The organism is Streptomyces sp. NPDC051286 (assembly GCF_044455345.1).
In the GTDB taxonomy this organism is placed as follows: Bacteria; Actinomycetota; Actinomycetes; order Streptomycetales; family Streptomycetaceae; genus Streptomyces.
Genome location: NZ_JBITER010000025.1, coordinates 57,535 through 70,092, shown reverse-complemented (window position 1 = coordinate 70,092; position 12,558 = coordinate 57,535). Strand labels below are relative to the sequence as shown.

Annotated in this window: 14 protein-coding genes; 6 read left to right on the top strand and 8 right to left on the bottom strand. The window is 70.1% G+C overall.

The window, feature by feature from the left end:
• Positions 1-77 precede the first annotated feature (77 nt).
• From ACIBB8_RS24230 to lnt, 3 genes are all read left to right on the top strand, one after another.
• Complete coding sequence (locus ACIBB8_RS24230) at positions 78-941, top strand: universal stress protein (RefSeq protein WP_398955357.1); 864 nt, start codon at positions 78-80, stop codon at positions 939-941.
• Positions 942-1,043: 102 nt separating this feature from the next.
• A complete protein-coding gene (locus ACIBB8_RS24225; RefSeq protein ID WP_398955355.1) occupies positions 1,044-1,544 on the top strand; it encodes a nuclear transport factor 2 family protein in 501 nt (166 codons plus the stop codon).
• Positions 1,545-1,652: 108 nt separating this feature from the next.
• Entirely contained in the window at positions 1,653-3,278 is a 1,626-nt protein-coding gene (gene lnt, locus ACIBB8_RS24220; protein WP_398955353.1) for an apolipoprotein N-acyltransferase, read from the top strand.
• Here lnt and ACIBB8_RS24215 read toward each other — a convergent pair.
• The 3 genes from ACIBB8_RS24215 to ACIBB8_RS24205 form a co-directional block, all read right to left on the bottom strand.
• A complete protein-coding gene (locus ACIBB8_RS24215) occupies positions 3,273-3,620 on the bottom strand; it encodes a hypothetical protein (RefSeq protein WP_398955351.1) in 348 nt (115 codons plus the stop codon). The two genes, lnt and ACIBB8_RS24215, sit on opposite strands and share 6 nt — an antisense overlap.
• Before the next feature lie 92 nt (positions 3,621-3,712).
• Positions 3,713-4,612 carry a Gfo/Idh/MocA family protein gene (locus tag ACIBB8_RS24210; RefSeq protein ID WP_398955349.1) on the bottom strand — a complete coding sequence of 300 codons (900 nt, stop codon included), beginning with the start codon at positions 4,610-4,612 and terminating at the stop codon, positions 3,713-3,715.
• Between the two features lie 16 nt (positions 4,613-4,628).
• The gene (locus ACIBB8_RS24205; protein ID WP_398955347.1) at positions 4,629-5,840 is read right to left on the bottom strand and encodes an FAD-dependent monooxygenase; all 1,212 of its coding nucleotides are present in this window, start codon (positions 5,838-5,840) and stop codon (positions 4,629-4,631) included.
• A gap of 76 nt (positions 5,841-5,916) precedes the next feature.
• On the opposite strand from ACIBB8_RS24205, the gene ACIBB8_RS24200 reads away from it, so the two are divergent.
• From ACIBB8_RS24200 to ACIBB8_RS24190, 3 genes are all read left to right on the top strand, one after another.
• The gene (locus ACIBB8_RS24200) at positions 5,917-6,573 is read left to right on the top strand and encodes a TetR/AcrR family transcriptional regulator (protein WP_398955345.1); all 657 of its coding nucleotides are present in this window, start codon (positions 5,917-5,919) and stop codon (positions 6,571-6,573) included.
• A 31-nt stretch (positions 6,574-6,604) separates the two neighbouring features.
• A complete protein-coding gene (locus tag ACIBB8_RS24195; RefSeq protein ID WP_398955343.1) occupies positions 6,605-7,126 on the top strand; it encodes a DinB family protein in 522 nt (173 codons plus the stop codon).
• Positions 7,127-7,256: 130 nt separating this feature from the next.
• Positions 7,257-7,703 carry a hypothetical protein gene (locus ACIBB8_RS24190; protein ID WP_398955341.1) on the top strand — a complete coding sequence of 149 codons (447 nt, stop codon included), beginning with the start codon at positions 7,257-7,259 and terminating at the stop codon, positions 7,701-7,703.
• A 98-nt stretch (positions 7,704-7,801) separates the two neighbouring features.
• Here ACIBB8_RS24190 and ACIBB8_RS24185 read toward each other — a convergent pair whose 3' ends face one another.
• The 5 genes from ACIBB8_RS24185 to fabG all read right to left on the bottom strand — a co-directional run bounded on the left by ACIBB8_RS24185 (position 7,802) and on the right by fabG (position 12,498).
• Positions 7,802-8,287, bottom strand: coding sequence for a hypothetical protein (locus tag ACIBB8_RS24185; protein ID WP_398955339.1), 486 nt, complete (start codon positions 8,285-8,287; stop codon positions 7,802-7,804).
• A 213-nt stretch (positions 8,288-8,500) separates the two neighbouring features.
• The gene (gene ung / locus ACIBB8_RS24180) at positions 8,501-9,184 is read right to left on the bottom strand and encodes a uracil-DNA glycosylase (RefSeq protein WP_366691524.1); all 684 of its coding nucleotides are present in this window, start codon (positions 9,182-9,184) and stop codon (positions 8,501-8,503) included.
• A 77-nt stretch (positions 9,185-9,261) separates the two neighbouring features.
• Complete coding sequence (locus tag ACIBB8_RS24175) at positions 9,262-10,842, bottom strand: ABC transporter substrate-binding protein (RefSeq protein WP_398955337.1); 1,581 nt, start codon at positions 10,840-10,842, stop codon at positions 9,262-9,264.
• A 118-nt stretch (positions 10,843-10,960) separates the two neighbouring features.
• Positions 10,961-11,716: an SDR family oxidoreductase gene (locus ACIBB8_RS24170; protein WP_398955335.1), complete on the bottom strand. Its 756-nt coding sequence runs from the start codon at positions 11,714-11,716 to the stop codon at positions 10,961-10,963.
• Between the two features lie 20 nt (positions 11,717-11,736).
• Positions 11,737-12,498 carry a 3-oxoacyl-ACP reductase FabG gene (gene fabG / locus ACIBB8_RS24165; RefSeq protein WP_398955332.1) on the bottom strand — a complete coding sequence of 254 codons (762 nt, stop codon included), beginning with the start codon at positions 12,496-12,498 and terminating at the stop codon, positions 11,737-11,739.
• Between the last annotated feature and the right edge of the window lie 60 nt (positions 12,499-12,558).

Sequence of the window (12,558 nt, the reverse complement as noted above, 5' to 3'; positions counted from 1 at the left end):
GGGGCCGAAAGGCCCTGCCGGATGCTGCGTTCGCATACCAGCCTGGGACATGCACCCCCCGGACTCTGGAGGACTCCATGACCACCGCCGAGCTTCCCGTGATCGCCGCCGTCGACGGCTCGTCGCACAGCTACGAGGCCCTCGACTGGGCGGCGCGCGAAGCCGTCCGGCGAGGACTTCCGCTGACGATCGTGCATGCCCGGACCCCCGCCCGGCGTACCGTCCAGGAGGCGCAGCAGCGACAGGCCGAGGAGTTGCTCACGGAGTCCGTACGGCGGGTGTCGCTGATCGCTCCGGACCTGCACCCGGCCACGCTCAGCCCGCTCGACTTCCCCGTGTCCGCGCTGACCTCGCTCGGACAGAACGCGTCGCTGCTGGTGCTGGGCTCCCGCGGTCTGGGCGGATTCCGGTCCCTGCTGATCGGCTCAAACAGCCTTGCGACGGCTTCGATGGCCGCGTGCCCGGTCGTCGTCATCCACAGCGGTCGGGGGGACGACGACGCGGTGGAGGCGACGGAGACATTTCCGGACATCGTTGCGGGAGTGGCTGCCGACGAGAGCAGCGAAGCGGTACTGGATTTCGCGTTCGAGGCGGCAGCAGCCCGGCCCGGCGCGCGGCTGCGGATCGTGCACGGCTGGACGATGTTCTCGTCGATGCTCGCCGGCGGACCCGTCTTCGACCGGGACGCGGCGGCGGGCGCCGCCGAGCGGACTCTCGGGGAGCTCACCGCAGGCCGGGGCGAGAAGTACCCGCAGGTCGAGCTCGTGCTGGAGCCGATCCATGGCTCCGCGTCGCGCACCCTGGTCACGGCGTCGGCAACCGCCGCGCTCACAGTGATCGGGCGGCGCAAGGGCGGCGAGGAGCTCGGGTTCGGGCTGTCCCCGGTCGCGCAGACAACGCTCACGCACGCGCTCGGCCCGGTGGCCGTGGTCCCCTGCTGAGGCACGCACCGTGCCGTGCACCGGGCATCCGGATCAGGACCGGACCGCCGCCGCGCGTGCACGGCCCTTGGCCTCGGCGGTCGGCGGGCACACACTGACCGCATGACGCAGCGCGTGGCTCTCGCAACCGTGATGGACCAGTTGTCCATCGATGCAGTGATCACCGGCTATGCGGTGGCGGTGGACGACAGCGCCTGGCAGGACTACGGGGAGCTGTTCACCCCGGACGGCCGCGCCGACTATCGCAGCGCGGGCGGCATCGAGGGGACCGCCGCCGAGGTAGCGCAGTGGCTCGCGGAAACCATGCGCCTCTTCCCCGTACGACAGCATCTGATCGTCAACCGCCGGCTCGACCTCCAGGACCTGGGGGGCTATCCCGGCGACCGGGCCGAGGTGCAGGCCGACTACCTCAACCCGATGCGGCTGCGGGGCGCGCCTGACGACGGCGCCCCCGGGGCCGCGGACACCACCACGGCGCCGAACTTCGTCTCCGGCGGCCGGTACGCGTTCGGGCTGTTGCGCACGGAGACCGGCTGGCGGATCCGTACCGTCGCCGTCCATGAGAAGTGGCGCAGCCTCACCGGGGAGCTCGCCCCCGGCTGATCCGCGCCTCGGGCCCCACTTCCCCTCTGGCCGAGGCCGTTCCCCTCCCCCCACACTGGGGAAGGAGGAGGGGGAGACTGCTCACCGGGCAGGACGAGGAGGCGCGGCATGCGGATTCCGGCCGTTCGGCGTGAGCAGGGGGAGCGCCTGCTCCGGTCGCCCTGGTGGCGCGGTGGTGCTGCGCTGCTCGCGGGTGCACTGCCCGCGCTCGCCTTTCCCGCTCCGGCTCTGTGGTGGTTCGCGTACGTCGCGCTGGTGCCGTGGCTGCTGCTGATCCGGTCGGCAGGTACGGGTCGGCGGGCCGCACTCGACGGCTGGCTCGGCGGTACGGGCTACCTGATCGCGGTGCACAACTGGCTGCTGCCGAGCCTGCATGTGTTCCTCGTGATACTGGCTGCGTTTCTCGGTCTGCTCTGGGCGCCGTGGGGGCTGCTGGTCTCCCGGCTGCTGGGCGGATCGCCGTCTGTCGCAAGGGTCGCGGCGGCCCTGATCGTGGTCCCGTCCGGCTGGCTGATGATCGAGCTGGCCCGCTCCTGGGATGCGCTCGGCGGTCCCTGGGGGCTGCTCGGTGCAAGCCAGTGGCAGGTGCCCGTGGCGCTCCGGGTGGCATCGGTCGGAGGGGTGTGGCTGGTGAGCCTCCTGGTGGTGGCGGTGAACATCGCGGTCACCCTGCTGCTTGTGACGTCCGCCGCCCGGACGGCCGCGGCGGCCGGCATCGTGGTGGGCGCGCTGGCAGTGGGCGCGATATGGAGGTGGGCGCCGCAGCCGGAGCCCGCGGGAGTGGCCCGGGTCGCCGTCGTGCAACCCGGCGTGGTCGAGTGGCCGAACAGTGTGGAGCTGCGTTTCGCACGCAGCGAGCAGCTGACCCGCACGCTGGCGGGCCGGCAGCTCGACCTGGTCGTCTGGGGCGAGAGCAGCGTCGGCGAGGACCTGTCACAGCACCCGGATCTCGCAGACCGGATCGCGAAGGTGTCACGCGAGGTCGGCGCGGATGTGCTGGTCAATATGGATGCCCGGCAGGCCCACGCCTCGGACCGGACGGGGATCTTCAAGAGTGCGGTGCTGGTGGGGCCGGACGGCCCGACCGGGGACCGCTACGACAAGATGCGTCTGGTGCCGTTCGGCGAGTACATTCCGGCTCGTTCGGTGCTCGGCTGGGTGACGTCGCTGGGCAAGGCGGCGGGCGAGGACCGGCTGCGCGGGACCCGGCAGGTGCTGATGTCCGTTCCCGAGCCGCCGTCCCCGGTGCATTCCTCAGGGTCCCCGGGCGGAGCGGAGAAGCTGCGTATAGGTCCGCTGATCTGCTTCGAGTCGGCGTTTCCCGACATGAGCAGGCGCCTTGCCCAGGACGGGGCCCAGGTGCTGATCGCCCAGTCGTCGACGTCCACGTTCCAGCACAGCTGGGCGCCGGCCCAGCATGCCTCGCTGGGCGCCCTTCGGGCGGCGGAGACCGGCCGCCCGATGGTGCACGCCACGCTCACCGGGATCAGTACGGTGTACGACGCGCAGGGGCGTCGCATCGGTACCCCGCTCGGTACGGACACCAGCGCGGCCGCCGTGTTCGACGTACCGCTGGCCACCGGCAGCACGCTCTATGTCCGGCTGGGCGACTGGCCGGCGCAGGGTGCGCTCGGGGTGCTGGCGGTGTTCTGCGCCTATGAGGGTGCACGGGCCCTCCGGCGGCGGAGCTCGGCGGAGCCGGTCGGTGCGGCCGCTCCGGCGGCACGGCTATGACGGGGCGTTGACCGAGACGATGTGCCCCTGTGCGTCGACGGTGAGGGCGACCCGCTCGACCTTGTTCGTCACGGCCAGCGCCACCCACACGGCGCCCCACAGAAAGCAGCTGAACACCATGAGCAGAGCGTGCAGCACATGGTTGAGCGGCTGCCCGCGGACCATGACGACCTGCGTCTCGGCACGCGACTCCACCCGCCAGCCGCTCGCGATCCGCTGATTGACCGCCCAGTCCAGGATCAGGGCGCGCTGCATCGCGTCGGGTGGCCGCCCGTCCGCCGAGTAGTAGCCGGGCGGCGGCTGGAGAGCACCCCAGCCCCGTGGCTCGTCGTGGGGCTTCACCAGGTCACCTCCACGGGGTGGCGGTCCATCCCCCCAGCCTGCATCCGGCCCGTGCGGGACGCATCCGGACCCGCCCTGACCAGCGATTTCCGCTACGCGCAGTCCAGGTCCAGCAGAATGCGCTCGCACAGTTCGTGTGTCTCCAGCGCGTCCCGGGCACTCAGCAGCTTCCCGGCACGCACGGCGTCCAGGAAGGACAGCACGCACTGCTCGATGCCGCGCTGACGGGCCACCGGCACCCAGTCACCACGCCGTCGCAGGCTCGGCTGTCCCCTGTGGTCGATCACCTCGGCAAGGTTGACGACCTCCCGCTTGGAGTCCTGTCCGGAGACTTCGAGCCGCTCCTCCGTCGAGCCGCTGAGCCGGTTCATCGCGCCGATGGCGGTGAATCCGTCTCCGGACAACTGCAGCACGACATGGTGCATCAGGCCTTCGCGGATCCGCGCCCGTACGACGGTGTGCTCGACCGGCCCCGGCACCAGGAAGCGCAGGGTGTCGACGACATGGATGAAGTCGTCGAGCACCATGGCGCGCGGTTCCTCGGGCAGGCCCACCCGGTTCTTCTGCATGAGAATCAGCTCGCGCGGGTGCTCGATGCACTGCGCATAGCCGGGCGCGAACCGCCGGTTGAAGCCGACGGCCAGGCTGACACCGCGCTCCTCGGCAAGGTCGACCAGCCGCTCGGAATCGGCGAGTTCGAAGGCGAGCGGCTTGTCCACGTAGGTGGGCACACCGGCTCGGAGCAGCCGGTCGGTGATCTCCGGGTGTACGGAGGTCGGGGCATGGACGAAGGCGGCGTCCAAGTCCTGGTCGATCAGCGAGTCGAGCTCCAAGTGGCAGTGCTCCGGCGGGATCCGGTGGGACGCGGCGACGGCGGCGAGGGTGGCGGGAGTGCGGGTCTGCAGATGCAGTTCGACCCCGGGCAGGGTGGTGAGGACCGGCAGATACGCCTTCTGCGCGATGTCGCCGAGCCCGATGCAGCCGACCTTCACTGGGGTCTCCCTCTGACTAACGCTGTGTCATATGCATGCCCTTTGCCCGGGCAGCATACGTGTGCTGCGGCGGCTGCCAGTCCGCGATGCCGTCGAAGGTACGCAGCACCAGTCCCGGCCCGAGCCGGGACACGGCGGACATCAGCGTGTCGCGCACCGCGACGGCGGGGGCGCTGGTCATCCGCATCAGCCGGGCCACCCGGGCGGCCTTGCGGACGATGGCGCTCGTCCGGGGGAGCCGGTCCGCGCTGTATGCGGCGAGCGCCGTCCCGAGGTCGGCGTCGGGCGCCGCATGGTGGGCGAGCACGATTCCGTCCTCGACGGCCTGATTCCCGCCCTGCGCGAGGGTGGGCGTCATGGCGTGGGCGCTGTCGCCGACCAGGACGGTCCGGCCCCGGTGGAACGCGGGCAGCGGGTCGATCAGATGGTGCACATCGTTGCGGAGCACCTGGTCGGGTTCGACGGCGGCGATGATCCCCGGAATCGGATCGTGCCACGCGCCGAAGCGGCGCAGCAGCTCGGCCTTCTCGTCGTCGGCGGCCCGGGCTCCGGCGGGGGCGACCGCGGCTGCGTACGCGTAGATCCGGCCGTCCTTGAGCGGCTGGGTGCCCCAGAGGGCGCCGCGACCCCAGGTCTCGTGCGGGGCGAAGGGTCGCTCGGGCGCGGGGACGACGACGCGCCAGGTGGTGAAGCCGGCGTACGACGGCCCGGCGTGCTCGGGGAAGAGGTGCGTGCGTACGGCCGAGTTGATGCCGTCGGCTGCGATGACGAGGTCGGCCTCGAGGTCCGCGGTGGGCGTCCTGACCACGGCGCGGGCGCCGCCCACGGTGCCCGGGTTCACGAGTTCCGCCGTCGTTCCTGTCCGGATCACGGATGAGGGCAGTTCGGCCACGAGAGCATCGATCAGGGTCGCACGGTGGAGCAGGACCATCGCCCCGCCGAACCGCTCGGCCGCCGTCGCGCTGTCCATCCGGGACATCCAGCGGCTGCTCGGACTGCGCATACCGCCGTCGCCCTGCCAGGCTGCCAGGGATCTGATCCTGTCGCCGAGGCCGATGACGTCCAGGGCGCGCTGTGCGTTGGGGGCCAGGCCGATGCCTGCGCCGACGGGCTCCAGCGAAGCGGCTCGCTCCAGAACGGTGACCTGCCAGCCGCGACGGCAGAGGGCCACGGCGGCGGTGAGGCCGCCGATTCCGCTGCCGATGACAACCGCATGGGGCTTGTCCATGACGCCTCCTCGAAACTACACCTGTAGTAACGAGATCAACATACTACAGCTGTAGTCGCAACGGTAGGGTGATCTCATGGCCACCAGGACCACACGCACCGGCGGCGCCTCCCGGCCGGATCTGATCGCCGATGCCGCCCTGGCACTCCTCGCCGAGCGCGGGATGCGAGGGCTCACCCACCGGGCGGTCGACGAACGCGCCGGACTCCCCCAGGGCTCGACGTCCAATTACGCGCGCACCCGGCAGGCGCTCCTGGAGGTGACGGTGCGGCGACTGGCGGAGCGCGAGGCGCAGGTCCTGGCTCCGAGCGAACTTCCGATGCCCGCAGCCGGGGGCGGGCCGGAAGGCGAACCGGACGCCGGAACCGGGCCGCCCCACGACGTCACCGCGCTCGTCGGCAGCCTCGCCCATGCCCTGCACCGATACCTGACCCGCCACCCCCACCTGCTCATCTGCCGCTACGAACTCGCCCTGGAGGCCACCCGGCGGCCGGAGCTCCGGAAGTTCTTCGACGCGACGGGCGGACAGTTCCGCGAACCCCTGGTGGCACTGATGACGGCAGCCGGTTCGGCCGAGCCCGAGCGGCACGCCCTCTCCCTGGTGGCCTGGTGCGAAGGGCTGATGTTCTCGTGCGCCGCGGGGTCGTACCACCGGTCCGTACCGACCGAGGAAGAGCTGCGTACCGGCTTCGCCGAACTGCTGCGCGGCATGCTGGCACCCTCCGGCGAATAACCTCTGGCCAGGTCGTGATCGCCGGGAAACAATGACCGGCGTGACCACAGACGAACGTTCCGAACCCGCCATCACCGCCGCCGAACGCCCGATGCTCGAGGGCTGGCTCGACTATCACCGCGACACGCTCGCACTGAAATGTGTGGGGCTCAGCGACGCCCAGCTGCGGGAGGCGTCCGTACCGCCGTCGCAGCTCAGCCTGCTCGGGCTGATACGGCACATGGCGGAGGTGGAGCGCCAATGGTTCCGCAACGTCATGGCCGGCGAGGACGCGAAGTCGCTGTACTGCACCGATGAGGACGAGGACGGCGACTTCCATCCCACCGAGGCGGACAGCTGGGAGAAGGCCGGGGCCACCTGGCGGGCGGAGGTCGACGCGGCCCGGGAGATCGCCGCGAAGCACGGGCTCGACGACCTGTCGGTCGGCCGCAGCCGCAAGGGCGAGCAGTTCAACCTGCGGTGGATCTACACCCACATGATCGAGGAGTACGCGCGGCACAACGGCCACGCCGATCTCGTCCGGGAGCGGATCGACGGCACGACCGGTGACTGACCCGCACGCCACGGCGCCCGGCGTGCAGGCGCCGCCGGCCGGGGCGTTGCGCTGACCGGGGTCACTCGTGAGGGCCAATCATCACCGGCCGGCTCGCGCGGCGCCCTGCCCGCACAGCAGAGTTGCCCAGGTGCAGCGAACCAGTATCACCGTGAAGCTCCTGGTCGGCGTGGCAGTCACAGCCGTCACCGGATGTGTGTCCGTGGAGCCCCGGCCGGCCATTGCGCCCCGGCCCGAGACCAGCAGGCCAGCCCAGGACCTGGCGCCCCAGATCGTGGGGCCGCCGGTCCGGGACACCCTGGAGGCGATCCCCGACCCGAAGCCGTCGCCGAAGGCGTCCGGCCGACCGGCGAAGGCGCGCTCGGACACCCAACACACCGCGCCTCGCGCGTCACAGGAGCGGGAGCACGTCGGCGTGCCCCGGCCCCGTCATGCCCCGCCCACAGCCGCGCGGGTGCCGAATCCGCCCGCCGTCCCCGTCACCGGGACAAGTGTCTGCGCGCTCGGCCGGGCCTACGGAGGCTGGTCCGCGGGCAGCCCCGAAGCCCGGATCTGTGAGGACACCTACGGCCATTGAACGCCCCGTCGGCCGGATCCCACCGGGATCCGGCCGACTCGGATCGTTGCGGCCCGTCCGTCGCCGGCGGGCCGCGACGATTCGGGGCAGCCCTCGGCTCACAGCTCCCGAAGCCGCCGCTCCAGCCGCCCGATCGCCGCGCGCACCCCTCCCTCGTACCCGTCGTCCACCCCGTCATCCGCGAGAACCTCGGACGCCTTCCGGGCCCGGTCCAGATGGACCCGGGCGGCTTCGGGGCGCTGGAGCTTCACATAGTCCGCCGCAAGGTTGAGGTGGAGCGAGGGGTAGAAGGCCCGCACCGCGAGCGAGTCCCCGTGTTCCGCGACGCGCCCGCCGGAGAGCCCCTCGGCAGCGGTCAACGCCCTTAGGTCCCAGGCCAGTTCGTCGCCGGGATCGTCCTGGGTGTCGGCCATGTAGTGCGCGAGGGTACAGCGGTGCAGGGCGTCTCCGTCCTCACCGATCTCCGCCCAGAGCGCCCCGAAGCGGTTACGGGCCTCTTCCCGGTCGCCGCCGTGGAGCAGCATGATCGCCTGGCCGATCCTGGTCATGACGGCATCCGTCGACGCCTCCTGCTGCTCCGTCACCGCGGTCTCCCTCGCATGTGTCCAGCTGTTACCGGTTCACCCCGGTCGACGTCGATGGGGCCCGGTGGAGCCCGTTCGATTCCGGTCACGGCGACGCTAGCGGCTGGCACCGGCAATCCCGCTCAGGCTCGGGCTAGGACCCTCTATCGGGTCGGGCGCGGCCGGCCATAACCCGACAGAGGCCCCCGGGCCCGTCGGGCGGCTCCGGGCAGTTCAGCCCAGGTCGGGGATGCGCCAGTCGATGGCCTGGTGTCCCTGTGCCGCGACCGCCTCGTTGATCTGCGTGAACGGACGGGAGCCGAAGAACTTCTTCGCGGACAGCGGTGACGGATGTGCGCCCTTCACCACCGCATGGCGCTCCTCGTCGATCAGCGGGAGCTTCTTCTGGGCGTAGTTGCCCCAGAGCACGAAGACGGCCGGATCGGGCCGCGTGGCCACCGCGCGGATCACTGCGTCCGTGAACTTCTCCCAGCCCTTGCCCTTGTGCGAGTTGGCCTCGCCGGCGCGAACCGTCAGCACGGCGTTGAGCAGCAGGACGCCCTGCTCGGCCCACGGCATCAGATACCCGTTGTCCGGGATCGGCAGGCCGAGCTCCTCATTCATCTCCTTGTAGATGTTCCGCAAGGAAGGCGGTGTCCTGACGCCGGGCCGCACGGAAAAGCACAGCCCGTGCCCCTGCCCCTCGCCGTGGTACGGGTCCTGGCCGAGGACCAGGACCTTCACCTTGTCGTACGGAGTGGCTTCCAGGGCCGCGAAGACCTGCTCGCGGGGCGGGTAGACCGGTCCCTTCGCCCGCTCCTCCTCGACGAACTCGGTGAGCTCCTTGAAGTACGGCTTCTGCAGCTCTTCGCCGAGGACGCCGCGCCAGGACTCGGGCAGCAGGTCGGTGTCAGTCACTTCAACAACCTCCGGTACGCAATCGGTTCTCGATCACAGAACCTACCGGGGGCCACTGACAACCGGCCGGGCGAGTCCTACCAGCTGGTCTTGCGGTACAGCTCCCACATCTGCATGACCGTCTGCGGGTCCAGGGCGCGCTCGCCGCCACCGATGTCCTCGCCCGCCTCGACATAGAGCTTGCCCTGCCACAGGGGCAGCAGCCGGACGTCGTCGACCAGGATGTTCTGAGCCTGCTCGAACTGTTTGCTGACCGCGCCCCGGTCGCTCTCCTGGCGGGTCTGCGGCAGCAGGTGCCGGGTGATCTCGGTCTTGTCGTACGGCATCCCGGTGACACTCTCCTTGCCCACGAAGGGGGCGATGAAGTTGTCCGGGTCCGGGAAGTCCGGGTTCCAGCCGCGGCCGAAGACCGGGTACTGACCCTTGGTGAAGCCCTCCTGGAACTTCTTCCACGGCAGGCCCTTCAGCGTGATCTTGAACAGACCCGACGCCTCCAGCTGACGCTTCAGTTCACCGAACTCGGTTTCCGTCGACGAGCCGTACCGGTCGGTGGTGTACCAGAACGTCATCGCGACCGGCTCGGTGATGCCCGCCTTGGCCAGGATCTGCTTGGCCTTCTCCTTGCTCGGGTTGCCGAAGCTGTCGAAGAAGCTGGTGGTGTGGCCGGCGATACCCTTGGGGATCATGGAGTACAGCGGCTCGGCGGTGCCCTGGTAGACCTTGGCGACGAGCGCGTCCCGGTCGACGAGCTGCGCGACGGCCCGGCGGACGGCCGGGTTCCCGGCAGCCGGGTCCTCGGGGTTGAAGACCAGGAAGCGGATGTCGGCGCCGACGGTCTCGATCAGCTGCAGCTTGCTGTTCTCGTCCTCGTTGTCCTCGAGGTTCACCACCTCCTCCGCCGTGAGGCCGCGGTAGGTGGCGTCGATCTCGTTCTTCTTCAGCGCGTCGACCATGGGGTCGGACCCCGTGAAGTACCGGATGGTCACGGCGTTGTTCTTGCGGTTGGCGAAGCCCTTGTAGCCCTGGTTCTTCACCAGCTCGGCCTTGTCGCCCGGCACGTAGCTGTTCAGGAGGTAGGGGCCCGACCCGGTGACCTTGCCGTCCTCGCGGATCTTGTCCTTCGGGTAGTCGCTGGGTGCCACGAGGGACATCGCGGGGGTGGCCAGAATGAACGGGAACGTGGCGTCCGGCCTGTTCAGGTGGAAGATGACGGTGTCGTCGCCCTTGGTCTCGACCCGGTCGAGCGAGCCGAGCAGGCCGTGGGGGCCGCCCTTGACCTTGATGGTCGTGATCCGGTCGATCGAGTACTTCACAGCCTCGGCGTCGAGCTCATCCCCGTTGGAGAACTTCAGGCCCTTCTTGAGCGTGCAGCGGTAGGCCGTGCTGGTCCGGTCCGTGAACACACAGGAGTCCGCGGCGTCGGGCTCGGGGCTCGAACTGCCGGTGGGAAAGCTCACCAGGGTCTGGAAGACATTACGCATCAGCTCCCACGAGTTGTCCCATGCCGCCGCCGGATCGAGGGTGGAGGGCTCACTCGTGGTGCCGACGACTATCTTCTGCTCCGCCTCCGAGCCGTTGTCGGAGAGCAGGCCGCAGCCGGCCAGCAAAGAAAGGGAAGCAAGGGCTGCAGCCGCCTGCAGCCTGGCCCGGTAGAACACGTGCACGCTCCTCGATCAGCCATGGGTCGGCAGACCATACCGCAGCGCCCCGCCAGGTCAATCCGCAGGCCCGACGGGGCACTTGAGTCAATCAGGGCCAAACCGGAGCAGGCTGTTCTCAGCTCAGGCCCGCATTCAGGAAGATGCCTCCGTCGACCACCAGCGTCTGTCCGGTGATCCAGTCGGACTGGCTCGACGTGAGGAACGCAGCGGCTCCGCCGATGTCCTCCGGGACACCGAGCCGGCCGAGCGGATATGCGGCTGCCGCTTCCGCCTCACGCCCCTCGTACAGCGCCGCGGCGAACTTGGTCCTGACCACGGCCGGAGCGATCGAGTTGACCCGGACGACCGGGGCGAACTCATGCGCCAGCTGCAGGGTCAGATTGACCATGGCCGCCTTGCTCATGCCGTACGCACCGACGAAGGGCGAGGCGGAGATACCGGCGATCGAGGCGATGTTGACGATCGCTCCGCCGTTCTCCTTCTGCCAGGCCTTCCAGGTCTGCTGGGCGAAGCCGAGCGCCGAGATCACATTGGTCTCGTAGACCTTGCGCGCGACATTGAGGTCGAGATCGGCGATCGGGCCGAACACCGGGTTCGTACCGGCGTTGTTGACCAGGAAGTCCACGCGGCCGAACGCCTCCATGGTGCGCTCGACCGCCGCCGCCTGATGCGCCTCGTCGTGCGCCTTGCCCGCGACGGCGATGACCCGGTCGGAGCCCAGCTTCTCGACGGCCTCCTTGAGAGCGTCCTCGCCGCGCCCGGTGATGCACACCCGGTCGCCGCGGGCGACGAGCGCCTCCGCGATTCCGTAACCGATCCCCCGGCTCGCGCCCGTGATGAGCGCGACCTTCCCGCTGTCCTGCACAGTCATGATGTCTGCCGCCCTTCGGGTCAGTTGAGCGGTCCGCCGGCGACGTACATGACCTGGCCGGAGACGAAGCCCGCGTCGTCGCCGGTGAAGAAGGCGATGGCGTTGGCGACGTCCTCCGGGCGACCGACGCGCTGCACGGGGATCTGGGTGGCGGCGGCGGCCTGGAACTCCTCGAAGCCCATGCCGACCCGGGCCGCGGTCTGCGCGGTCATCTCGGTGACGATGAAGCCGGGGGCGACGGCGTTGGCGGTGATGCCGAACTTGCCGAGCTCCTTGGCAAGGGTCTTGGTGAAGCCCTGCAGACCGGCCTTGACGGCGGAGTAGTTCGCCTGACCGCGGTTGCCGAGCGCCGAGGACGAGGACAGCGAGACAATGCGGCCGAACTCGGCGTCCACCATGTGCTTCTGGACGGCCTTGGCCATCAGGAACGCGCCCTTGAGGTGCACGTTCATCACAGTGTCCCAGTCGGACTCGCTCATCTTGAAGAGCAGGTTGTCGCGGAGCACGCCCGCGTTGTTGACGAGGATCGTCGGCGCGCCGAGCTCGGTGGCGACCCGCGCCACGGCGGCCTCCACCTGGGCGCTGTCCGACACGTCGCAGCCGACGGCCAGGGCGGTGCCCCCGGCGGCGGTGATCTTCTCGACGGTGTCCTTGCAGGCCGCCTCATCGAGGTCGAGTACGGCGACGGTGCGGCCCTCGGCCGCCAGGCGTACCGCAGTGGCGGCGCCAATACCTCGCGCCGCTCCCGTCACGATGGCGACACGCTGCTCGGTGGTGGACATGCTCGGCTCTCCTCGCCCTTGGATCGCGGCTCAGCGGACGTCAGGAAGCCCCCGACAACT